General features: G+C 47.8%; 25 protein-coding genes and 1 other RNA gene. 14 read left to right on the forward strand and 12 right to left on the reverse strand.

Going from position 1 to position 20,541, the window contains the following annotated elements; translation table 11 throughout:
* Window positions 1-20: 20 nt before the first annotated feature.
* Window positions 21-935 carry a polyprenyl synthetase family protein gene (locus tag O9X78_RS05460; protein WP_269618606.1) on the reverse strand — a complete coding sequence of 305 codons (915 nt, stop codon included), beginning with the start codon at window positions 933-935 and terminating at the stop codon, window positions 21-23.
* A gap of 3 nt (window positions 936-938) precedes the next feature.
* The gene (locus tag O9X78_RS05465) at window positions 939-1,172 is read right to left on the reverse strand and encodes an exodeoxyribonuclease VII small subunit (RefSeq protein WP_269618607.1); all 234 of its coding nucleotides are present in this window, start codon (window positions 1,170-1,172) and stop codon (window positions 939-941) included.
* Between the two features lie 147 nt (window positions 1,173-1,319).
* On the opposite strand from O9X78_RS05465, the gene O9X78_RS05470 reads away from it, so the two are divergent.
* Window positions 1,320-1,859, forward strand: a complete 540-nt coding sequence (locus O9X78_RS05470; protein WP_269618739.1) for a DUF924 family protein — start codon at window positions 1,320-1,322, stop codon at window positions 1,857-1,859.
* Between the two features lie 156 nt (window positions 1,860-2,015).
* A complete protein-coding gene (locus O9X78_RS05475) occupies window positions 2,016-2,537 on the forward strand; it encodes a hypothetical protein (RefSeq protein ID WP_269618608.1) in 522 nt (173 codons plus the stop codon).
* 51 nt (window positions 2,538-2,588) lie between these two features.
* Here the strand turns inward: O9X78_RS05475 and mscL are convergent, their stop codons facing one another.
* The 3 genes from mscL to O9X78_RS05490 form a co-directional block, all read right to left on the reverse strand.
* Complete coding sequence (gene mscL / locus O9X78_RS05480; protein WP_269618609.1) at window positions 2,589-3,044, reverse strand: large-conductance mechanosensitive channel protein MscL; 456 nt, start codon at window positions 3,042-3,044, stop codon at window positions 2,589-2,591.
* A 131-nt stretch (window positions 3,045-3,175) separates the two neighbouring features.
* A complete protein-coding gene (locus tag O9X78_RS05485) occupies window positions 3,176-3,565 on the reverse strand; it encodes a hypothetical protein (protein ID WP_269618610.1) in 390 nt (129 codons plus the stop codon).
* A 53-nt stretch (window positions 3,566-3,618) separates the two neighbouring features.
* Complete coding sequence (locus O9X78_RS05490) at window positions 3,619-4,680, reverse strand: NAD(P)H-dependent flavin oxidoreductase (protein ID WP_269618611.1); 1,062 nt, start codon at window positions 4,678-4,680, stop codon at window positions 3,619-3,621.
* A gap of 277 nt (window positions 4,681-4,957) precedes the next feature.
* On the opposite strand from O9X78_RS05490, the gene O9X78_RS05495 reads away from it, so the two are divergent.
* The 3 genes from O9X78_RS05495 to O9X78_RS05505 all read left to right on the forward strand — a co-directional run bounded on the left by O9X78_RS05495 (window position 4,958) and on the right by O9X78_RS05505 (window position 7,456).
* Window positions 4,958-5,734, forward strand: a complete 777-nt coding sequence (locus tag O9X78_RS05495; protein WP_269618612.1) for an SDR family NAD(P)-dependent oxidoreductase — start codon at window positions 4,958-4,960, stop codon at window positions 5,732-5,734.
* A gap of 64 nt (window positions 5,735-5,798) precedes the next feature.
* On the forward strand, window positions 5,799-6,746 hold the full coding sequence (locus O9X78_RS05500; RefSeq protein WP_269618613.1) for an alpha/beta hydrolase: 948 nt from the start codon (window positions 5,799-5,801) through the stop codon (window positions 6,744-6,746).
* Between the two features lie 80 nt (window positions 6,747-6,826).
* Window positions 6,827-7,456 (forward strand): DUF998 domain-containing protein, encoded by a 630-nt coding sequence (locus tag O9X78_RS05505; RefSeq protein WP_269618740.1) that lies wholly within the window; start codon window positions 6,827-6,829, stop codon window positions 7,454-7,456.
* Window positions 7,457-7,723: 267 nt separating this feature from the next.
* Here O9X78_RS05505 and O9X78_RS05510 read toward each other — a convergent pair whose 3' ends face one another.
* Together O9X78_RS05510 and serA are read right to left on the reverse strand one after the other, a co-directional pair.
* Window positions 7,724-8,095 carry a hypothetical protein gene (locus O9X78_RS05510; protein WP_269618614.1) on the reverse strand — a complete coding sequence of 124 codons (372 nt, stop codon included), beginning with the start codon at window positions 8,093-8,095 and terminating at the stop codon, window positions 7,724-7,726.
* Window positions 8,096-8,128: 33 nt separating this feature from the next.
* The gene (gene serA, locus O9X78_RS05515; protein WP_269618615.1) at window positions 8,129-9,355 is read right to left on the reverse strand and encodes a phosphoglycerate dehydrogenase; all 1,227 of its coding nucleotides are present in this window, start codon (window positions 9,353-9,355) and stop codon (window positions 8,129-8,131) included.
* Between the two features lie 92 nt (window positions 9,356-9,447).
* On the opposite strand from serA, the gene O9X78_RS05520 reads away from it, so the two are divergent.
* The gene (locus O9X78_RS05520) at window positions 9,448-10,860 is read left to right on the forward strand and encodes an FAD-binding oxidoreductase (RefSeq protein WP_269618616.1); all 1,413 of its coding nucleotides are present in this window, start codon (window positions 9,448-9,450) and stop codon (window positions 10,858-10,860) included.
* Window positions 10,861-10,896: 36 nt separating this feature from the next.
* On the forward strand, window positions 10,897-11,556 hold the full coding sequence (locus O9X78_RS05525; protein WP_269618617.1) for a fumarylacetoacetate hydrolase family protein: 660 nt from the start codon (window positions 10,897-10,899) through the stop codon (window positions 11,554-11,556).
* A gap of 117 nt (window positions 11,557-11,673) precedes the next feature.
* On the opposite strand, the gene rpiA is transcribed toward O9X78_RS05525, so the two are convergent.
* The gene (rpiA, locus tag O9X78_RS05530; RefSeq protein ID WP_269618618.1) at window positions 11,674-12,345 is read right to left on the reverse strand and encodes a ribose-5-phosphate isomerase RpiA; all 672 of its coding nucleotides are present in this window, start codon (window positions 12,343-12,345) and stop codon (window positions 11,674-11,676) included.
* Window positions 12,346-12,472: 127 nt separating this feature from the next.
* Here rpiA and O9X78_RS05535 point away from each other — a divergent pair, with 127 nt between their 5' ends.
* The 6 genes from O9X78_RS05535 (at window position 12,473) to O9X78_RS05560 (ending at window position 17,978) form a co-directional block, all read left to right on the forward strand.
* Window positions 12,473-12,676, forward strand: a complete 204-nt coding sequence (locus tag O9X78_RS05535) for a hypothetical protein (RefSeq protein ID WP_269618619.1) — start codon at window positions 12,473-12,475, stop codon at window positions 12,674-12,676.
* A 155-nt stretch (window positions 12,677-12,831) separates the two neighbouring features.
* Window positions 12,832-14,349: a threonine ammonia-lyase, biosynthetic gene (gene ilvA / locus O9X78_RS05540; RefSeq protein ID WP_269618620.1), complete on the forward strand. Its 1,518-nt coding sequence runs from the start codon at window positions 12,832-12,834 to the stop codon at window positions 14,347-14,349.
* Window positions 14,350-14,755: 406 nt separating this feature from the next.
* Window positions 14,756-15,259 carry a hypothetical protein gene (locus O9X78_RS05545; protein ID WP_269618621.1) on the forward strand — a complete coding sequence of 168 codons (504 nt, stop codon included), beginning with the start codon at window positions 14,756-14,758 and terminating at the stop codon, window positions 15,257-15,259.
* A 142-nt stretch (window positions 15,260-15,401) separates the two neighbouring features.
* A complete protein-coding gene (locus O9X78_RS05550; protein ID WP_269618622.1) occupies window positions 15,402-16,529 on the forward strand; it encodes a DUF3800 domain-containing protein in 1,128 nt (375 codons plus the stop codon).
* Window positions 16,530-16,643: 114 nt separating this feature from the next.
* Window positions 16,644-17,480, forward strand: a complete 837-nt coding sequence (locus O9X78_RS05555) for a GIY-YIG nuclease family protein (RefSeq protein ID WP_269618623.1) — start codon at window positions 16,644-16,646, stop codon at window positions 17,478-17,480.
* A gap of 105 nt (window positions 17,481-17,585) precedes the next feature.
* A complete protein-coding gene (locus O9X78_RS05560; protein ID WP_269618624.1) occupies window positions 17,586-17,978 on the forward strand; it encodes a hypothetical protein in 393 nt (130 codons plus the stop codon).
* A 166-nt stretch (window positions 17,979-18,144) separates the two neighbouring features.
* On the opposite strand, the gene O9X78_RS05565 is transcribed toward O9X78_RS05560, so the two are convergent.
* The 4 genes from O9X78_RS05565 to O9X78_RS05580 all read right to left on the reverse strand — a co-directional run bounded on the left by O9X78_RS05565 (window position 18,145) and on the right by O9X78_RS05580 (window position 19,545).
* The gene (locus O9X78_RS05565; RefSeq protein WP_269618625.1) at window positions 18,145-18,735 is read right to left on the reverse strand and encodes a 5-formyltetrahydrofolate cyclo-ligase; all 591 of its coding nucleotides are present in this window, start codon (window positions 18,733-18,735) and stop codon (window positions 18,145-18,147) included.
* Between the two features lie 84 nt (window positions 18,736-18,819).
* Window positions 18,820-19,000: non-coding RNA, 6S RNA (gene ssrS, locus O9X78_RS05570), on the reverse strand.
* Between the two features lie 66 nt (window positions 19,001-19,066).
* Complete coding sequence (locus O9X78_RS05575) at window positions 19,067-19,375, reverse strand: cell division protein ZapA (protein WP_103683104.1); 309 nt, start codon at window positions 19,373-19,375, stop codon at window positions 19,067-19,069.
* Window positions 19,372-19,545 (reverse strand): TIGR02449 family protein, encoded by a 174-nt coding sequence (locus O9X78_RS05580; protein ID WP_269618626.1) that lies wholly within the window; start codon window positions 19,543-19,545, stop codon window positions 19,372-19,374. The genes O9X78_RS05575 and O9X78_RS05580 overlap by 4 nt, the downstream gene beginning before the upstream one ends.
* A 373-nt stretch (window positions 19,546-19,918) precedes the next feature.
* On the opposite strand from O9X78_RS05580, the gene O9X78_RS05585 reads away from it, so the two are divergent.
* Window positions 19,919-20,503: a UPF0149 family protein gene (locus O9X78_RS05585; protein WP_269618627.1), complete on the forward strand. Its 585-nt coding sequence runs from the start codon at window positions 19,919-19,921 to the stop codon at window positions 20,501-20,503.
* The last annotated feature ends 38 nt before the right edge of the window (window positions 20,504-20,541 follow it).

A 20,541-nucleotide genomic window follows, 5' to 3' on the forward strand; every position in this document is an offset into this window, starting at 1 on the left:
ATCATTCTTGTCGCCAGCAACTAATAATGACGATCTATGATGTAGTTCGACAGGGCGCGCAGCGATTCGGCCCGTTCATCGAAATCGGCGAGCGCCGTTAGTGCGCGTTGGTGCAGCTCGGTGGCGAGTGCTTTTGCGCCCGGCAAGCCCAGTAAGGCGGGGAAGGTCGGTTTATTCAGGGCTTGATCTGCGCCCTGCGCTTTACCTAGGGTTTCGGTATTACTTTCTATATCGAGAATGTCATCTTGAACTTGGAAAGATAGACCGATTGCTTGGCCGTATTCGTCTAGCTTAGCGGCCTGCTCTGGGCTGGCTCCACACCAGGTGGCGCTCATATTGATTGCAGCACGAATTAAGGCACCCGTTTTCAGCTGATGCATGGTTTGGAGTGCGCTTAAGTCAAGTTGCTGATTGACGGCAGCGAGATCAATCGCCTGACCGCCAACCATGCCGCGAGGACCGGCGGCGGCGCTGAGTTGACGGATTAGGGTGAGTTTGGCAACGGCATCTTTACCGGGCAGGTTGGCGAGTAATTCAAAGGCGCGAGCTTGCAGTGCGTCACCAACCAAAATGGCGGTCGCTTCGTCGTAGGCTATATGGCAAGTGGGCTTGCCGCGACGCAGATTATCGTTGTCCATCGCCGGTAAATCATCGTGAACCAGTGAGTAAGCGTGTACCATTTCAATGGCGCTGGCGATATCGTCGAGACCGTCGATATCCCCGCCGAGAGCTTGTGCGGTGGCGTATACCAGTGTGGCGCGTACCCGCTTGCCACCATTTAACATGCTGTACTCACTAGCGTCGCTAAGATTTTGTAAGCGTGCGGTAGCGTCGGCGTCGGCAAATTCGCTGCCGGTATTTTGCAGGCGTTGTGGCAGGGCGTGTTGCACCCTTTCTTGGCAGGCTGCGAGAAAGTTAGAAAACTCCCTGTTCATGCATTAGTTGTCCGTATCTAAGGTTTTGCTAACGATTTCGCCGTCTTTTTCCATTAAGAGCTGCACTTTCTGTTCGGCATCGGCAAGCGATTGCTGGCAATCTCTGCTTAGTTGCATGCCATTTTCGAAGGCCTTTAGTGAGTCTTCCAGACTCAGATCGCCAGATTCCATGCTCTGGACCAGTTTCTCTAGTTCGGTTAGCGAGGATTCAAAATTGACGATTTTTGCCTTGGGCATCAGTCTCTCCTAAGTGGTCGTATTCGGTTGTAGCAGAGTCGTATTCTATCAGTGTCTGGGGGAATCAGGGTAATTCCGCACTTCCTGTTTGCAGATTTATGGCCATAATAGACCGGCTAATGAAGAGACAAGGGAAAGTTGTAGGTGATGCACTATCGTTCGATTTTAGAGTTCTGGTTTGCTGAGCTGCCGTCCTCCGCGTGGTTTAGTCGCAGTGCTGATTTAGATAGCACAATAGCGCGGCGCTTTGGCGATATTCATCGGGCCGCTGTGGCGGGTGAACTCTACTCGTGGCGCCATAAACCACAGGGGCGTCTTGCCGAGATTATCGTGCTTGATCAATTCTCCCGCAATATTTTCCGCGACACGGCACTCGCCTTTGCCGCAGATGGTCAGGCTTTGGTGCTGGCCCAAGAGGCGATGCGCGTTCATGCCGACGCAGAATTGACAGAGGATCAGCGAGTATTTTTGTATATGCCCTATATGCACAGTGAATCAGTGGCGATACAAAACGCGTCGGTGCGACTATATGAGGCCTTAGGTTTAGAAAATAATTTTCAGTTTGCACTTGCCCACCAACGGATTATAGAGAAATTTGGGCGATACCCGCACCGAAATGCGATTCTGGCGCGCCCCTCTAGCGATGAAGAGCTGGCCTTTTTGGCAGAAGCGGGCTCGTCTTTTTAAGGTATCATGCCTTTTTAACCGAACGACGTGGCGCGTAATTTATCTGCGTTAGTTGTTCTATGCATTGAGTTTTGTGGCCACGGCCTCTGCAGGCGGTGGCTGAAAATGAATTTTCCTTGTAGGCTGCGGCAAGATAAATACAAAGGGAGTAAGGACATGCGACAGCTTTTGCCGCTGAGTTTGGTGTTTGGCTGCATATTTACTGCGTCGGCAAATGCTGAATGCGCTTACCCAGACAGTGACCGGCGCGACGCGCCAGAGTGGGTATGCAGTCTGGATGGATATAAGGAGGCTGAGTTTCTCGCCTATGGAGATAAAAGTCGTCTCCCGTCAATTTCTCTTCAAAATCGTCTTGCCGGTAAGGCTGCAATGGTGGCGGTGGTGAGTAGATTGCTTGAGTATGCAAGCGCAGAGGTCGCGTCACACTTACCGCCCGAAATTGCACTTGAAACACCGTCCGCTGAAGATTGGTCGCGGGTGGCAAAGTTTAAAGGTGTGAAAATTTTGGAAAAGGCAATAAGCCCGCAGCGTCATTTATATGTTTTGGCGGGTGTTAAGCCAGATACGCGTGAGGCACTTATTGCGGTTGCGCGTAAGGAAGTTTTGAGCGTGAATAAAAAAGCCATAATTGCCGAACTCGGACAAGACGGTTGGAAGAAGTTGGTCGTCGCAAAGTAAAGATAGTCATCAGTGGCGCTGACTGATGACTAGTCCAAGATTTTATTTTTTTTAAGCGAGTTCTGATGTACAGCTTGGGCAGCGCGTCGCTTTTATAGCAATTTGGCTAATGCAGTGTGGACACTCTTTTGTGGTCGGTTCTGCGGGTGCTGCTTCCTCTTCTTTGCGCTTCATATTATTCATGCCCTTGATAAGCATGAATACTGAAAACGCAACAATAATAAAACTGATAACGGTATTAATGAAGGTGCCATAGTTTATGGTGACAGCACCTGCGGCTTTGGCTGCAGCTAGATTGACGTATGGCCCAGCGACTTCCGTCCCTTCTTTTATAGTGACAAATAAATCTGCAAAATCAACGCCGCCCATCATAATGCCAATTGGCGGCATGATAATGTCGGCAACCATGCTCTTAACAATCGTGGTAAATGCGCCGCCGATAATGATACCCACCGCCATATCGACAACATTGCCGCGCATGGCAAATTTTTTGAATTCATTAAGCATAGAAGCTCCTTTTTGATGGTCAGAAATTTTTCTTGATGAATGTTGTATTATTCAATTTTAAAAAATAATTTAAGTAGATATCTGCGAGTTTAGTGTAGCGGTAAAAAAGTGCACGTTTTTCAGAAAATAAATTAACGCCCCAAACGAATACTTAATGCGGCAGCAAGCCCCCATACGCCGTTGACCAATAATACTAATGCGGGGGTGTACATTCCAAGCTCGATGCCGCCCATGCCTTTTCCGGCTTGCGGAAATATCAGAAAAAGCTGTACGGCAGTTGGCGCTAAACTGATGAGTAGTCCTTTAAATAATAAGCGAGATTGCAGCATGGGTAGAATAAAGAGTAATCCCCAAAGGCCACCCCATACTATCCTTGGGTAAAGCCAAGCTGGGTCAAGATGGGGCGCAATAGCGATATCAAAGCGCGCAGTATATCCGTAGTAGCCCAGCCACCAGAGCACCACGCTATTTGCCAGCGCACCGATGCTGCCAGCGGTAAAGTAGATCATTAATTTTTTCATTTCCTAGTATCCGTTTGGCAAATTGCTTCTGGTGATTGGGCATTAAGCGATATCTAGCAATATTTGGGTAGCCCTTTTGCTAATTCCGTCAGTAGCGCTGACGCCGGAATATTTTGGCAAAGACGGTAATTTACTCCTGCCCAAAGTGGGGAGAAATCGCCGATTAGCTTTTGCTCTGCATGGCTGCGCAACGGGCCGAGGGCCGTCGCCGCGAGTGGGAAGGCTGGTGCACTGGTGCTGATCGGGCCGAGCTCTCGTATGACCCGATTGATGATGCTGCGCGCAGGCCGTCCGGAAAACACATTGGTTAAGGTGGTTTCCATTTGTTGCTGACTACTAAGCGCTTGACGATGAACCGCGCTGGTATCTGCTTCGGGGCAGAGTAAAAAGGCTGTGCCTAGTTGGACCCCACTTGCACCGTTCGCCATAGCTTTGGCAATGTCTGTCGCGCTTGCTATACCGCCTGCGGCAATAATAGGAATAGTGACCTTCGACCGTATTGCTTGGAGTAGCTCTTGCAGTGGCAGTTGTTCTTCAATGTTTGTTGACAGGAACATGCCTCGGTGACCGCCGGCTTCAACTCCCTGAGCGATAATGACGTCTGCGCCGCGGGATTCCAGCCAGCAGGCTTCTTCAGGAGTGGTGGCTGAGGCTAGTATTTTTCCGCCCCACGCTTTGATGCGGTGGATAAGGCTGGCCTCGGGTAAACCGAAGTGGAAGCTGATAATCGGTGGCGAAAATTTTTCAATAAGATCAGCGGTGGCGCAGGTAAACGGTTTGCGTCCTTGCCCAGCCTTGATGTCGGCGATGTCTAAGCCAAGTTCGGTGTAGTAGGGGCTAAGCAGTTTTTGCCATGCAGCTTCAACTACGGGGTCGACAGAGGGAGGCGTGTGGCAGAAAAAATTTAAGTTATAAGGCTTATTAGTCTGTTGAGTGAGCGCATTGAGTTCGGCCTCAATTGCGTCATCACTCAACATGGCGCAGGGTAGCGAGCCTAGGCCACCTGCATTTGATACGGCAACGGCGAGACGGCTTTTTTGAACTCCAGCCATCGGCGCTTGCACTATCGGGAGCGTAATACCGAGTAAGTCGCTTAGAGTTTGGGTCTTGGCCATAGCGTTGTTATTTCCAATTAGGCTTTGCGTGGTCGATAAAATTTATTGATCAGCTTAGCCTAGAGCCCCAGACGATCACAAATATTTCATTTGCAGTTATTGTTGATCCGCTCTTTTGAAGAGTCGTTTTATCAACAGTGCCACCTAAGGTATTATTCCTTTCGGCGCTCAATGTTTATTTACGCTAGGGCTGATCAAAACGGTTTTTTAGTTAGATGGGTCGCCTTCGAAGCGGGTTTAGCAAGCGCTATTTGATGATGACGATAAGGGAAATACCATGAGCGCGCAGTCGCGAACAGAAATTACATTAATCACCGGCGCTTCAGCGGGTATCGGTAAAGCCTTCGCTCTGAAGTTGGCACCGCGTTGCAAAGGCATGATTTTAATCGGGCGTGACGCAGATAAATTAGCCGAGGTGGTTACTGAGTTGGAACAGCCTGGGCTCAGTATTGTGAGTTTTGCCTTAGATTTAACCACCACTGAAGGGCTTGCTCGGGTTATGGAAGCGATTCGTCAGAAGGGGCCAGTGACCATGCTGATTAATAACGCCGGTTTTGCGACCTACGGCAAATTTGCAGAATCGGATTTAGACGCCGAGATGGCCATGGTGAATTTGCACTGTAATGCGAGCTTGGCGCTGTGTCGCGCTGCCTTACCTTACATGAAAGAAGAGGGGCGTGGCGTCGTTATCAACGTGTCATCGATGGGCAGTTTCTTCCCTGTGAAATATTCTGCGGTCTACGCAGCAACAAAAACCTTTTTGAATATGTTTTCCCAAGCCCTGCAGCAAGAGGTGAAGGGCGACGGTATTCGCGTGCAGTGTTTGTGTCCGAGCTACACGCGCACTGATTTTAGTAAGCGGGAAGCCTTGGCTGATCTCGACTCCAGTAAAGTGCCGGATAAACTCTGGTGGACCGCAGAGGATATTGTTGAAGTCAGTCTCGCTCATTTGGCGTCTGACACTACATCTGTTTTGTGTTTGCCTGATGAGCAGAATCGTCAGTTAGTGCATCAGGTTTTAAGCGCGCAGTGTGCTGAATTTGAGACTGAATAATACGTAGGCACACACTGATGTTTAGGATAACTGCCAGCACGATATAATTTAGGAGCAATATCCATTGATTGATTGGTCACCAGATTTTGATCCGCTTGCGCTGCCAGATATACCAAATATCTCGGTGACGAGTTTCATTGCTGATGTGCCTTGGGCGCTGGACTACAGCCGTTACTACGATATAAATTTTGAAGACAGTTATTCCGGTCTCACTCATTTATTTGGTGCATTTAATAGCGCGGGCGAGCGTATCGCGATGCAGATTTTTAGCCTGCCGGAGGCTCACAGTACCGCGTTTGTGTACCACGGCTATTATGATCATGTTGGTCTTTTTAATAATGTAATAAATTATTTTTTAAAACACGGTTATTCGGTTGTTGCTTACGATCTGCCCGGTCATGGTTTGTCTACCGGTGAGCGTGCCGCGATTGATGACTTTATGCGCTACCGACAAGTGCTATGTGATGCTTTTCAGGTTGTGGCGAATTTTGGCTTGCCAGCTAGGAAAGTAGGCTTGGCACAAAGTACTGGGTGTGCGGTCTTAATGTCTCATTTGCTGAGTGGTGGCGAGCGTGATTTTGATCGTGTGGTATTACTCGCCCCGCTGTTAAAACCCTGTGATTGGTGGTGGGGTAAGCCCGCACATGCTGTGCTAAAGCACTTTATACATAGCCTGCCACGTAAATTTGCCGACAATTCAGATGACCAAGTGTTTTTGGAGTTTTTACGAGAGCGAGATCCATTACAGGCGAGATCACTACCCATTAGCTGGGTGGGTGCACTAAAAAAATGGCAGCCTTGGTTTCATCGGCAAACGCCGGTAGCAAGCTCAATGTTGATCTTGCAAGGTGATAATGACCATACCGTTGAGTGGCGTTATAACCTGCCAAGAATTCAAGCTAAGTTTCCGAATGCCAAGGTGATTTATGTGCCGGGCGCGAGACATCATCTTGCTAAAGAGGGAGAGCGCTTTCGCGAACAGTTGTGGCAGGCCTGTGATGATTATCTTTAATTGGCTCGGGAGTCGCTACAGAGGATATTTGTGTGGCTTGGGTTGCTAAGTAAGAAAGTACAAAGGAATGCGCGTTGAAAATGGAATTTAAAAACTTAGGATTCTTATCTGGTATCTTAACCCCAATCTGGTTGATAGTTGGCGTAACTGTTGCGGGCGCATTGTATCCAGGATATAGCCATTTCAACCAAGCTTTAAGTGAGCTTGGCGCGATTGGCGCGCCGACTCATCTCATTTCGCCAATGATTAATAATTACCCTCTCGGTGTTCTGTTTGCATTGTTTGGTACTTCTATAATTAAGGAGTTTCCGTACTCAAAACTCGCTAGATTTACAGGAGTCTTAATTGTTATACACGGAGTGGGCAGTATTACGGCCGGTTATTTCTCATGTGACGTTGGTTGCAACCCTCAAAGCCCTTCTGAGTCTCAGATAATTCATAATCTATCTGGCTTGGTGATGTTTCTTTCGCTTGTTATAGCCAGTGGTGTATGGGTGCATTTAGGGCCGAAGTTGGTAGAGTCTAAAGCCCTAGGTATTTTTTCTCTGCTATGCACCCTATTAGCTATTGTCGTATTGCTGCCTATGATTTTAGCTATTGAATCCGGTTTAGGTTTTGGCCTTTACCAGCGTCTTAATTATGGTGCCTCTGTTGTCTGGGTTTCGGGGCTAGCGTATGTTTTATTTAAGCGGAATAGTAGCCGTAGTTGATAAGTTGCGGTGGGGCTTATAGTCGCAATAGAGCCTTATTTAAACTAAGCCACTGCCATCCTCCGCTTGTACCGGGCTGTGCAAAAACCACTGTCACCCCCGATTCCCGTGAATCCATGCGAGCGTAAGCGAATGCTTTTGGTTTTAATGAGGTAGGCGTTTTGTACTGAATGTTTAATTTGACATGTGCAGGCATTGCGAAGGGAGTACGCTGATGCCGTTAAGGAATTCTTGCTTTGGTCGACGTTCTTTTTAGAGGTTCGAGGATTAACCCACAGACGGCGGTGTAGTATTCGCCACCCATTCCCACCACTGGTGTTCACCTTCAGGTTTGTTCGTGTCTTGGCAGCGATGCACAGTCCACGTAACCAGGTAGTCAGGGTTGCTAACGGATTCGCCATCACTGGTTTTGTAGTTGCCAGCGGGGGCGAGAAACCACGGTGCCATGGACGAGGGGAGTGTAAATTCTTCCTCATTTGTTTGGCGCAGGGTGATACCGTCGTTGGCGGTGACTCTGACTACTGTGCCCGCCAGCCTTCTTTGTTGTAGGGCATCGCCGTTGATGTCGAAATAATTGATACCGACCAGTGCGTGCTTATCGATTAGCGCGGCGAGTTCGGGTGAAAGTATATCGGCCATATTCGGCGGTATGCCCTTTGTTGCGGTGCTAGCTTAAAAAAGTACGCGACAGCGAATAGTGCCTTTTACATCCAGCAACTTCTCTACGGCAAACTCACTTGAGGCTTCATCAATATCAATGACCACATAACCAACCTTCTCGCTAGTTTGTAAGTACTGACTAGAGATGTTGATGTTGTTCTCAGAGAAAATCAGGTTGATCGCGCTGAGTATGCCCGGCACATTGTGGTGAATGTGCAGAATACGGTGTTTGCCAGGGTGGGCAGGCAGAGCAACTTCTGGGAAGTTGACCGACGATGTGCTGGTACCGTTGTCAGAATACTTCACTAACTTATCGGCGACTTCCATACCGATATTGAGCTGAGCTTCCACGGTCGAGCCGCCAACGTGTGGTGTTAAAAACACATTGTCGAATTCGCGCAGTGGCGAAATAAATTCATCGCTATTGCTGCGCGGCTCTTCTGGAAATACATCGATTGCAGCGCCAGCGAGTTTGTTGTCCTTTAATACATTGACCAGTGCATCGATATCAACCACGGTGCCGCGTGCGGCATTGATCAAAATTGCGCCGGTTTTCATTTGTGCCAGCTCATTTGCGCCGATCATCATTTGTGTTGATGCGGTTTCTGGCACATGTAGGCTGATAACGTCGGCCGTGGCGAGTAGTTCACCTAAGCTCACTTGGCTGGCATTGCCCAGTGGTAGTTTATTAACCACGTCGGTAAAGCAGACTTCCATGCCCAGGCTTTCGGCAATAACAGAAAGCTGCATGCCGATAGAACCGTAGCCGATAATACCAAGGCGTTTGCCGCGAATTTCGTAGGAGCCAACGGCGGTTTTCATCCACTCGCCACGGTGAGCGGCGGCGTTTTTCTCTGCTAGGCCGCGCATTAATAGAATGGCTTCGGCGATAACCAATTCGGCAACGGAGCGGGTGTTTGAGAATGGCGCGTTAAATACCGCGATTCCGCGCTCAGTAGCTGCCTGTAGATTGACTTGGTTGGTACCGATACAGAAGCAGCCGACGGCAATCAGTTTTTTCGCTTCATCTAATACTTCAGCGGTTAGCTGGGTGCGCGAGCGAATCCCGACAAAGTGGGCGTCGGCGATCTTTTTCTTAAGTTCGTCGTCAGGCAGGGCTTTTTGGTAGTAGTCGATATTGGTGTAACCCGCTGCATGCAGGGCATCGACAGCAGACTGGTGAAGTCCTTCCAATAACAGGAATTTGATTTTGGCTTTGTCGAGGGATGTTTTTGCCATGAGTTTGCTCGCCCCACTCTGAGGTACAGTGAAAGCGCAGTATGGTATCATATCCGCCTTTCCCAAGTGCTATTCAGAGAGGCATTTTTACCATGTCGGCAAGCCCTGTTCCGTCATCCGAAACCATTATTAGCGAGCTGCAGGCAATCGTCGGCAACGACAAGGTGCGTAGCGACGCCGAAATCCTGTTTAGTCATGGTCGAGATTGGACCAAAGCACATACGCCGGCGCCCTTGGCGGTGGTGTTTCCGCGCACGGCGGCGGAAGTGCAGGCGGTGGTGAAACTGGCGAATGCTCTGGAGTTCGCCATTGTGCCTTCAGGCGGTCGCACCGGATTGAGTGGTGGCGCCGTGGCAGCCAATGGTGAAGTGGTCGTGTCTTTCGACTATATGAGTCATATCAGCGACTTCGACCCGATTGATCGCACGGTCGTTTGTCAGGCTGGTGTTATTACCGAGCAGTTGCAGGATTTTGCCGAAGAGCGTGGTTTGTTTTACCCCGTCGATTTTGCCTCGGCGGGCTCGTCGCAAATTGGGGGCAATATCGCCACCAATGCGGGTGGTATAAAAGTAATTCGCTACGGCATGACCCGCGACTGGGTGGCCGGTTTAAAAGTGGTCACTGGCAATGGCGATATGCTGGAGTTGAATCGCGGTCTACTCAAAAACAATGCGGGCTACGATTTGCGTCAGTTATTTATCGGTGCGGAAGGCACCTTGGGGCTGATCGTCGAGGCGACAATGCAGCTGACGCGGCCCCCTAAAAATCTCACCGCCTTTGTCCTCGGGGTGGAGGATTTCAACGGCATTATGAGTTTGTTTAATCGCTTTCAGGCCGAAATGGATTTAACTGCCTTTGAGTTTTTCTCTGAGCAGGCGCTGCAAAAAGTGGTGGCCCATAGTGGTGTGCCGCGTCCCTTTGAATCGACCTGCCCCTATTACGCCCTGTTGGAATTCGAGTGCTTGAATGACGAGGTTGAGGCGCAGGCCATGGCCTTATTTGAGACCTGTGTTGAAGAGGGTTGGGTGACAGATGGCGTAATGAGTCAGAGCTTGGAGCAGCTTAAGAATTTGTGGCGTCTGCGGGAAGATATATCTGAAACCATTTCTAAATGGACGCCTTATAAAAACGATATTTCTACTATTATTTCTCGGGTACCGGATTTCTTAGAAGCTGTTGAAACGTTGGTGGATGCTCAATACCCTGATTTTGAAATCATTTGGTTTGGGCATATCGGCGACGGGAACTTGCATCTTAATATTCTCAAGCCCGACGATATGGACAAGGATGAGTTCTTCGAAAAATGCGGCACGGTTAGCACCGGCGTGTTTGAAATTGTCGCCAAATATGGCGGCAGCGTGTCGGCGGAGCATGGCGTGGGACTGCTGAAAAAAGCCTATTTGCCCTATTCTCGCTCTGAGACAGAAATTGCGCTAATGCGTCAGGTGAAGCAGGTTTTTGATCCCAAGGGGATTATGAATCCGGGCAAAATTTTCGATCTATGAACTTCGGAACAGCTTATAAATCTGCGGAGTATGTCAATGTATCGCCATCGCTTGTTGGGTAATGTCGACTTTCCCCATCCGCCGGGTAAGGTGGTGTGTGTGGGCCGTAATTATGCCGAACACGCGAAGGAGTTGGGCAATGCGGTTCCAACGTCGCCCTTGCTGTTTATTAAACCGGCGACCGCGATGGTGGCTATGGCTGAACCACTTTCTTTGCCCGAGGGTCTAGGTAGCTGTCATCATGAATTGGAAATGGCCCTGCTTATTGGCGAGCCGTTAACAAAGGCGGCGCCAGAAGCGTGCCGCGCCGCCATTGCCGGAATCGGGCTTGCCCTGGATTTAACCCTGCGAGAGCTGCAAGACGAACTCAAGAAAAAAGGCCATCCATGGGAGCGGGCCAAGGCCTTTGATGGTGCCTGCCCGCTTGCCGAGTTTGTGGCTTTTGATCCAAATTTAGACTTCACCGCGCTGACTCTGCGCTTAACGCGCAACGGCGGCGTGCAGCAGCAGGGCAGCTGTGGCGATATGTTATTCAGTGTTGAAAATTTATTGAGTGAAATTAGCCATAGTTTCACCTTAATGCCGGGGGATGTGGTGTTGACTGGCACCCCTGCTGGCGTTGGGCCGCTAAATTCAGGTGATAAATTACTGGCTGAGCTGGGTGATTTTTTACGGGTGGAAACGGTAGTGCTTTAAAGACGAGGCGGAGGTCTGGCGTCGGAGTTCTGACGAAAATTCAAAAGCAGCCTTGGCAGCACCTTCGGATATGCAGAAATTTTCCGACGTCCGACGTCCGACGTCCGACTTAGCCTTTCACGCCTTCAATGTTTTTACACCATCAGCCGTAGCAAGTAGCAAAACATCCGCTGGCCGACAGGCAAATAAGCCATTCGTAACCACGCCGGTAATGTTGTTTATCTCTTCTTCGGTTTTACGCGGTGTGCTGATCATAAAGTCGTATACATCGAGAATAATATTGCCGTTGTCGGTAACAACCCCTTCGCGATACACCGGATTGCCACCAAGCTTGATTAGTTCACGCGCCACGTAGCTGCGAGCCATAGGAATGACTTCTACGGGTAGCGGGAAGGCGCCTAGCTGGCCAACCAATTTGCTGCCGTCAGCAATACAGACGAATTCCTTGCTGGCTGCGGCCACAATTTTTTCACGAGTCAGTGCTGCGCCGCCGCCTTTTATTAATTCTAAGCGATCATTCGCTTCATCCGCGCCATCAACATATACCGCGATGTTGCCAGTGTAATTAAGTTCTAGCACTTCAATGCCGTGTTTGCGCAGGCGCTCTGCGGAGGCTTCTGAGCTGGCAACGGTGCCTTTTATGTCACCTTTAAACTCTGCCAAGAGATCGATAAAGAAATTGGCGGTTGAGCCGGTGCCAACGCCAATAATTTCGCCGTCGAGGATGGCGGGCTTGATGTGGTCTATTGCGGCCTGTGCTACCGCAAGTTTTAGCTCATCTTGTGTCATTGTCGGCCTTTGCTGTTGTACGCTGTTGGCGGGATTTGCGGGCAAGTATAAAATTCACGAGCAGTAATTGCGAGCGACTGTCTTGCTCCGTGCTTGTTTAACTGCCCTTTAGGCATGGGAATAGGGTATGAATTCAAATTATAAAAGCTACGAGGCATGGTTTGACGAATTCAAGCGGCTCGCGATTGCTGAGGATCTAGCGTGGTTAGTGTCTAGCGAGGGGGAGTCTCATAAGAAAGCGTTTGAGCTGGGTGATTCCCCAGCGGAAGAATTGATGGCACTGGCTGACATGGCCGAGTGGCGCGGTTGTGGTTGCGGCGGCGGTAGCTAGTGAAGTGTCCTTATATAAGCTCGGGCTAAAGCACCAGCTTATATAAGGACGCTTCACATGTTCGTCGTCTTGCTGCGCTTTGGCCGCATACGCGGTAGACTGGCCAGCTGAATTTTAGCGCTGTTTTAGCGTAGCAATGGAGGCCGTACAGAGTCATGCCACAGAGTTACATCAAAAAAATCCTCAAAGCTCGCGTTTATGACGTTGCTATAGAGTCGCCTGTTGACCGTATGTCGCTGATGAGCAAGCGCCTGGACAATGAGGTTTTGTTAAAGCGAGAAGATTTGCAGCCGGTATTTTCATTCAAGCTGCGCGGTGCTTATAACAAGATGATTAGTCTCACCGAAGACGAGCGCAGCAAAGGTGTTGTTGCGGCCTCGGCGGGTAATCACGCTCAAGGTTTAGCCCTGGCTGCACTTAAACTCGGTGTTCGGGCCACCATTGTGATGCCAAGAACAACTCCGGCAATTAAAGTCGATGCGGTGCGCTCTCGCGGTGGCAAAGTGGTATTGCACGGCGATACATACGACGAGGCGTCGACTTACGCTAAAAAATTAGTCGAAGAAAAAGGCATGGTTTACGTCCACCCCTACGACGATCCAGAGGTTATTGCTGGCCAAGGCACCGTGGGCATGGAAATTCTTCGTCAGGTTACCGGGCCTTTAGACGCGGTATTTGTACCCGTGGGTGGTGGTGGTTTGGCCGCGGGTGTTGCTGCTTATATCAAATATGTGCGCCCCGAAGTCAAAGTGATTGCGGTAGAGCCGGAAGACGCTGCCTGTCTTAAATTGGCACTGGAAAAAGGGCGTAGGGCCATTTTGCCGGAAGTGGGTTTATTTGCCGACGGCGTTGCGGTTGCCCAAATAGGTAAGGAAACCTTCCGCGTCTTACGCAAAACAATTGATGGCGTGATTACAGCAAATACCGATGAAATCTGCGCAGCGATAAAGGATATCTTCGACGATACCCGCTCCATTGCAGAACCAGCCGGCGCATTAGCGCTAGCTGGACTGAAAAAATACGTTCAAGAAAATGATTGCACTGGCCAAACCTTGTTGGCGATAGACAGTGGCGCTAACACAAATTTCGACCGGCTGCGCTACATTGCCGAGCGCACCGAAATTGGCGAAAAGCGCGAGGCGATCTTAAGTGTGACTATTCCAGAACGTCCCGGCAGCTTTAAAAAGTTTTGCGGCGCTTTAGGCCGTCGTAATATCACCGAGTTTAATTATCGCTTTGGTGACGACCGTGACGCGCAAATCTTCGTCGGTATTTCGGTGGCGGCAGGGGGTGGTGATAGGCAGGAGCTTGTCGATACACTGCAAAAAATGGATTACCCAGTGGCGGATTTTACCGACAACGAAATGGCTAAGCTGCATATTCGTCACATGGTTGGCGGGCATCGTCCAGCGGCAGTGAAAAATGAATTGCTTTACCGCTTTGAATTCCCCGAACGCCCGGGCGCCTTAATGAACTTTTTAACTAAGCTGGGCAATCGCTGGAATATCTCTTTATTCCACTATCGCAATCACGGTGCGGCTTATGGTCGCGTTTTGGTTGGTCTGCAGGCAGACAAAAAAGAGCGGGTGGAGATAGAGGCATTCCTAGATAAATTGGCTTACCCCTACCACGAAGAAACCGACAATCCAGCGTATCAGCTTTTCTTGAGTTAGCGCGGGCGTGGTATAGGGTTTGCCGCAGATAAGGGTTTATCCAAGGTCTTAAGGTGTTGATGAGAATAGCTCTCCATGTGAGAGCCATTTTTTTGTATGCCGTATTTTTGAAGGCGGCTTCGTCTCAATAGCGGTTAAACTCGTATTCAGCTGCATGGCGCTCACTAATATTGGCGGAATTCACTTAAGTAATTGATTTTTGTTGATAAGCGATTATGCTCATGGCTAAGGGATTCCACATCGAATGCAGGATGCACACAAATGGAAAAATCATTTCAGACTTATTATCCTCCTGATTTAAATAGAATTATCCTGCTTAATCACCTCAAACCTTCGTTTCGCCGTGTACACGAGTTATAAAGCGGAACGCATTTGAATTTGCTGTTATGCGCATTAAGAGAGAATCATGGAATTAACATCCCTAATTGAAATATGGAAATGGTTTAGGTGGATTCCGCCTTTAATTTTGAAACACATATTTACAAAAAGCCGTTTATCAGAGCTGGTATATATTGATGTAAGGCCGAGAGGTGACTCGGTAAGAGTTTGCTTGGGTGAAACCTCTTCTTTTGATATTTATCTTCAAATAATAAATATGACTCCATTTGAAATCGAGCTAGATCGAGCAGAGTTTGATTTAAACTTCAGTGGAGTGACTATAAAAAATAAACACCTCAAAAAATCCGTCATAAAAGCTGGACAAATTTATGATCTCTATATTTCTGATGGAATAGATGGATCTAAAGCCATAGTGATAGATAGAATGTCAAAATCAGGAAACGCATCGGCAATAGATGTTTATTGTGTTTTCAATTGCAAGCTAGGGCAGTTTGTAAAGGAATGCTTTCACTTGGGAAATGTAAATGTTAAATACAACGGAAATTTATCAAAAAGTGATCAGGGCGCATAACAAAAACCGGCAGTCGCCAAAACTTCACACCTTTTGTGCTACTCGCTGGCGCTCAAACATTAGCACAAAAGGTGCTCCGTTCTGTCTGCCGCTGCGGTAGGCGTTATATTCACAGGCCAACATGGTCACATTAAGGATAGATATGAGCAAAGATAAAGAAGGTGCTTTTATATATGCCGATGAGTCAGGACATTCAGGCAAAGATATTTTTAATGAAAAGTCACCTATTTATTATCAAGGCGCTGTAATATCCGTTGGTGAAATCGAAACCAAAGTCGCACCAATAATTCAAAAATATTGCACTGATAATGGACTGGAAAGATTGCATGGTTACGAGCTTGGAGAAGAGAAAGTAAATAGCCTTTGCTTAGAGTTGTTGGAAGCTTTAGATGGTACTCAATGGAGATTTCATTACACAACACTTCAAAAAAGGTATATAGCACCTACAAAATTCGTTGATACTGTCTTTGATTGTTGGGATAACCCCGCAGTCCATCCTTTCTGGTACACAACTGAACTATTCAGACACACACTATGTATATTAATAGACGACATGATGGAAGACGGTTTAGACGTTGAGTTTTGGAGCTGTTATTTAAAAGACGATCTGGATGGCTTAATTAATATATGTAAAGCCTTGCTGGAAAAAGCTCCATATATTTTCGATAAAAGAGCATGTGAAGTTGTCACGGCAGGGCTAAGCTACGCGATAAATAATCCCGATATCTTCACGCTAATATCAGCTAAAGGTAAAAGCGCATATAAAAAACAGACACCAAATATAATTGCTTTTTCTAGTTTATTAACTGCCACGCATAAGTTTTGCAATGAGTATGGCGTATCAGTTTCTGAGTTTATTCATGATCAGAGCGATGAGTTCAAAGGAACGATGCGAGAGTATCACCGCATATTTTTTGGTGTTGATTTTGAAGAAGATAAATTCGGTGGCATCCCACAATTTAAAGAAGTCGAATACGACCTGGGAGAATTCAAATTAGAATCTTCAAAGATATCCTATGGATTACAAGTAACCGATCTTTTCTTATGGGTAATTCAAAGAGATGTTAAAAATAATAGCCTTGAAGAAGCCAAGGCTAAGATATTAGACAACTCTGATGATTTCGTTATTTCAAGATCAATGTCTTTAGCAATTATCCAAGCTAGGCACTTTCAATTAATTCGGGAAGAGCTAACGCCTGAGATGATAAAAGCAGGTAAAGAATTAAACAAAAAAATTGAAGCCAACCAAAAAGCAGCAATGGATAAGTGAATATAAAAAAACGCATGTTGTCGGAATGGTTTTCTGAACTTGTACCGCTTTAGTGGACTGAATATTTTCAGGCACCATAGAGGTACAAGTTCACTCGCTGTTTAGCAGAGCGTTATGCATAAGGAAATCATGGACATCAACTTAAACGATATTTTGAATTTTGACGATCCTAAGAATTATAAGATTCATCTGGCAACGTGGAATGGAAAAGTTCAGCCCTTGGAAGTATTTGTGAGAGACCGAGAGGAATGGAAAGGCTGGAACTCTTGGCGCAGTGAAAAGGATGACTTTAATAGGCAATTTATTTTTAGCCTTATGGACTACTACCATGAGTCTAATGAGTGGTTGTTTGGTGGAGTATATGAAGTCGTCGAGCGGCTAAACCTGACAAGAGGGCGTGGTTACAAAATTTCTTTAACCGATCAGTTTGCTCCATATATCGGTAGACTTAAATTAAGTTGGAAAAGGTCAGGTAGAGCTAAATCGAGAAAACTTGAAAACTATCTTGAAGAATTTCGAGTGTCAGAAATACTGCGCGAAGAATACACAGGCGCATTATTTTGTGGTTACGAGCATATCAACCATGATTTCCATGTTCTCGAAAATATTTTTCTCACTTCCAAGCCAGATTGGAGAGCTGCACTCTATAGTGTAAAAGGAGTGTATCTCATAATGGACAAAAGCAATGGAAAAAAGTACGTTGGTTCGGCTTATGGTGTTGATGGAATCTGGTCACGTTGGTCTTGCTACATTGGTAACGGTCATGGTCATAATGACGAGCTTACAAAACTAATAAAATCTAAAGGTAAGGAATATGCTCGTCAGAACTTCAGATTTTCTCTTTTAGAGTATCGCCCGATGAAAACTGATGATTCTGAGATAATTTCCCGAGAGAGTTATTGGAAAGAGGTCTTACTCTCCAGAGGTGAATTCGGCTATAACAGAAACTAAATGCATAACAAGGCCAAGCACAGCGCCCGCAAAATACGCGGGCTGGACCTCGCTTCGCTCGGCCCGTGTTGGCGGCGTTATGCATTTTGGGGTCGGAGCGAAAATATGAGACTACTCGTAATTTTGGCGTTTTTATTTTCAGCCTATTCCTTTGGAGGAGAGCAGTCGTCTGACATAGTTGGCTGCTGGGATGCCGAGATTGAGGACTACCACAACGTTGTTACAGTCTGCGTTAACCATGATTTCGGCAGTATCTCTACACTATTTTCAAATGACGATGTGGGTGTGCCACTTACTCGGTGTACTCAGCCTGCAACAGTTGCGCTGGATTCTTCGGAGGAGATCACTTTAAAAGGACTCGGTGGCTTGTGCAGAAATGGAAACAGGCAGGGAGAAGTGACTATGAAGTGTAATCCTGCTGGGAGAGCTGAGATGCAGTGCAAAATTTTCACTTCTTATCACGAAGTAAAAGCCACTAAGCGAGAGATTTACAGATAATGCATAACAAGTACGCGCAGTTGCCGCTGAAAGACGCGGCTGGATAGCCAAAACTCCGCACCTTTTTGGCTGCCCCTGGCGTAGCGCGGTATGACGCGATACTAAAGTATTCTCGCCCCTGAGAAGGACAGTATTGATGATGATTTTTGAATTACTAGAGCCCCACCTATCGTCTTTTTGCTTTTATTACTTGCCGATCTGTCACAATAAAATCGAGGGGAATATCCCAGTCATCACTCGGTAAGGAGTTCACTTCTTGGCAGTGGTGGGCTAGGCCAATCATGATGGGTTTGCGCGTTTTATTATTTCGTTTGAACGCGAAAGCGCGGTCGTAGTATCCGCCGCCCATGCCGAGGCGTCGTCCGTTCTTATCAAATCCGGTTAATGGTAAAAGCACAATGTCTAGCTTGCGCGCCGGGTGTGGTTGCCGCCGTAAGCCTGTGGGTTCGCCAATGCCGTATTGGTTTGGACTAAGAGGTTGGCGGTGGTGGTAGGGGTAGAACGCCATCTTATTACTTGCGGCTGATTGCGATATTTTCGGCAGATAGCAGCGCTTTGCGCCTAGATTGGCGTAACGTAAAAGTGGTGCAGGCGATATCTCGCCGTCGCTTGCGATATATGCGGCAATATGGCGAGCCTTGCGAAAAGCAGCGAGTCGGATCAGGCGATGCATAATTAGCTTTGCGGCGACAGTTTGCTGTTTCGAGCTAAGGTTTTGGCGTCGCGCACGAAGCTCGCGTCGTAATTTAGATTTCAAGGTGGAATTCATACGGGCAGTATAGCGCCGACACAAAGAAAGTGTGATGGTTTGAAATATAGATGAATTACAAAAGAGGGTGAAAAAGGCCCCAAGATACCGCCGGCTACGTGGCCCTTGAACCCAGCGGTTCAAGGTGGAGTTCCCCGCAAGATTTTTAGGCTTTCCGACAAGCGGACATGCACACCAATCTCGGCTAGAGTCCTCCGGGGTAAAAAGCATCGGCTCAGGGGTCTAAGCAGCCTAGCTAATATCCCAGGGTGTAACAAAGTATACCGTTTGGCCCGGCCTAATAATAGGGTGGGCTTATAAGGGGATGTGCTTGTTTACACTAACTAATATCTAACTGACGACAGCGCTGTAAAGTTTGTTCAACTTTGTCGCTGATGCGGTTGACGGTTTGGGTTTCTGCTTCTGTTGGCGTGGCGTTTTGTTTGGCTTGCAGCATTTCATAGCTGATATTTAGTGCCGCCATGACGGCGATGCGCTCTAGGCCAATAACCTTGCCGGAGGTGCGAATGCCGCGCATTTTTTGATCTAAAAATTGCCCAGCCTGCATTAAGGCAGTTTGCTCTTCGGGCGGACAGGCGACCTGATATTCTTTGTCTAATATTTTTAAAGTGACGGTGTTAGTGCTCACGACTCTTTCTCCAGCGCGCGCAGGCGCTGAATCATGGACTCAACTTTTGCACGGGCAATATCTGTTTTTTCGATCAGTTGTTCGCGTTCAGAACGCCAGTGAAGTGCGTCCGCTTTTAAAGCGCGATTTTCTTTGTCTAATTGCTCGCACAACTGGACAATTTCGTCCACTTTTCGTTCCAAAAGTTGCAACTGTCGCTGATCCATTTTTAGATTGCGTCCGTTTGTAGAAAGATATCGGATAATAGTAGAGCGGGCGCTGCGGGTGGGTCAATGTAATTAAATAACACCGTAACAGGATTGCGCTTTTGTCCGTTGTTAGCGTTGTCTGCGCGCGGCTTATAGTGCGAAAAGTTCGTTTAATGGGCGATTCATGGGTATAAAGCGCCGTTATTAAAGTACTTTTGCCGTATTTCCGGCGGAGGCGTGGGGTTTTTATAGTGGTCATGCATAGGTATTCATAAATCTATTGCTTTGACATTCGATTTTATCCGGCTGCGGCGCTACCATTGCCGGCCAATGATGTCGTTATGGAATTGTATAAATGACCGCCAGTTTAGAGCACGATGATCTCGCCAATTTGTTTTTGAGCCTAGGTGCTTTGCAGCCCCCCGCTGAGTTGCATGGCTACGCCGCTGGATTCGTCTCGGTAGGCGGACGCCTCGAGGCTGATGGCTGGCTCAAACACTGCATCGATTTGCTGGATTGTGAGACTCCCGATCCAGAGCAAAGTCAGGCGTTATATGCGGTTTACACCTCTGCGCTAGATGGTATGGAATCTGGTGAAATGAGTTTAGATTTACTGCTACCTGATGATGAGTTCGATTTAGATCAACGTATATCGAGCTTGGGGCAGTGGTGCCAAGGTTATTTAACCGGCTTTGCGATGGCTGGCAAGCAGCAGAGTGTGGACAAGCAAAAGGCCTATTCTGCCGATTTGTCCGAGGCGATTAGTGATATTGCCGCTATCGCGCAGGTATCTGCCGATGAGCAAACTGATGAAGATGGCGAGCAGGATTATTTTGCGGTCTGCGAGTATGTTCGCGTGGCGGCCATGACTATTTTTATTGAATGTAATGGCGGCGCCGAAGACGCCGACGACTCTGGTAATGCGCCACGTTTACATTGATTTACATTCGTAGCCGTCACTAAGTCTGGCTGCGCTTG

The sequence above is a fragment of the Zhongshania aquatica genome (assembly GCF_027257955.1).
In the GTDB taxonomy this organism is placed as follows: domain Bacteria; phylum Pseudomonadota; class Gammaproteobacteria; order Pseudomonadales; family Spongiibacteraceae; genus Spongiibacter; species Spongiibacter aquatica.

Excerpts from the sequence above, each read along its gene's own strand:
- rpiA (WP_269618618.1), bottom strand. The coding sequence starts at position 12,345 with ATGACACAAGATGAGCTAAAACTTGCGGTAGCACAGGCCGCAATAGAC.
- O9X78_RS05470 (WP_269618739.1), top strand. The coding sequence starts at position 1,320 with ATGCACTATCGTTCGATTTTAGAGTTCTGGTTTGCTGAGCTGCCGTCC.
- O9X78_RS05505 (WP_269618740.1), top strand. The coding sequence starts at position 6,827 with ATGGAATTTAAAAACTTAGGATTCTTATCTGGTATCTTAACCCCAATC.
- O9X78_RS05485 (WP_269618610.1), bottom strand. The coding sequence starts at position 3,565 with ATGAAAAAATTAATGATCTACTTTACCGCTGGCAGCATCGGTGCGCTG.
- O9X78_RS05560 (WP_269618624.1), top strand. The coding sequence starts at position 17,586 with ATGAGACTACTCGTAATTTTGGCGTTTTTATTTTCAGCCTATTCCTTT.
- O9X78_RS05535 (WP_269618619.1), top strand. The coding sequence starts at position 12,473 with ATGAATTCAAATTATAAAAGCTACGAGGCATGGTTTGACGAATTCAAG.
- mscL (WP_269618609.1), bottom strand. The coding sequence starts at position 3,044 with ATGCTTAATGAATTCAAAAAATTTGCCATGCGCGGCAATGTTGTCGAT.
- serA (WP_269618615.1), bottom strand. The coding sequence starts at position 9,355 with ATGGCAAAAACATCCCTCGACAAAGCCAAAATCAAATTCCTGTTATTG.
- O9X78_RS05585 (WP_269618627.1), top strand. The coding sequence starts at position 19,919 with ATGACCGCCAGTTTAGAGCACGATGATCTCGCCAATTTGTTTTTGAGC.
- O9X78_RS05475 (WP_269618608.1), top strand. The coding sequence starts at position 2,016 with ATGCGACAGCTTTTGCCGCTGAGTTTGGTGTTTGGCTGCATATTTACT.
- O9X78_RS05550 (WP_269618622.1), top strand. The coding sequence starts at position 15,402 with ATGAGCAAAGATAAAGAAGGTGCTTTTATATATGCCGATGAGTCAGGA.
- ilvA (WP_269618620.1), top strand. The coding sequence starts at position 12,832 with ATGCCACAGAGTTACATCAAAAAAATCCTCAAAGCTCGCGTTTATGAC.
- O9X78_RS05465 (WP_269618607.1), bottom strand. The coding sequence starts at position 1,172 with ATGCCCAAGGCAAAAATCGTCAATTTTGAATCCTCGCTAACCGAACTA.
- O9X78_RS05555 (WP_269618623.1), top strand. The coding sequence starts at position 16,644 with ATGCATAAGGAAATCATGGACATCAACTTAAACGATATTTTGAATTTT.
- O9X78_RS05460 (WP_269618606.1), bottom strand. The coding sequence starts at position 935 with ATGAACAGGGAGTTTTCTAACTTTCTCGCAGCCTGCCAAGAAAGGGTG.
- O9X78_RS05510 (WP_269618614.1), bottom strand. The coding sequence starts at position 8,095 with ATGGCCGATATACTTTCACCCGAACTCGCCGCGCTAATCGATAAGCAC.
- O9X78_RS05525 (WP_269618617.1), top strand. The coding sequence starts at position 10,897 with ATGTATCGCCATCGCTTGTTGGGTAATGTCGACTTTCCCCATCCGCCG.
- O9X78_RS05520 (WP_269618616.1), top strand. The coding sequence starts at position 9,448 with ATGTCGGCAAGCCCTGTTCCGTCATCCGAAACCATTATTAGCGAGCTG.
- O9X78_RS05495 (WP_269618612.1), top strand. The coding sequence starts at position 4,958 with ATGAGCGCGCAGTCGCGAACAGAAATTACATTAATCACCGGCGCTTCA.
- O9X78_RS05490 (WP_269618611.1), bottom strand. The coding sequence starts at position 4,680 with ATGGCCAAGACCCAAACTCTAAGCGACTTACTCGGTATTACGCTCCCG.
- O9X78_RS05545 (WP_269618621.1), top strand. The coding sequence starts at position 14,756 with ATGGAATTAACATCCCTAATTGAAATATGGAAATGGTTTAGGTGGATT.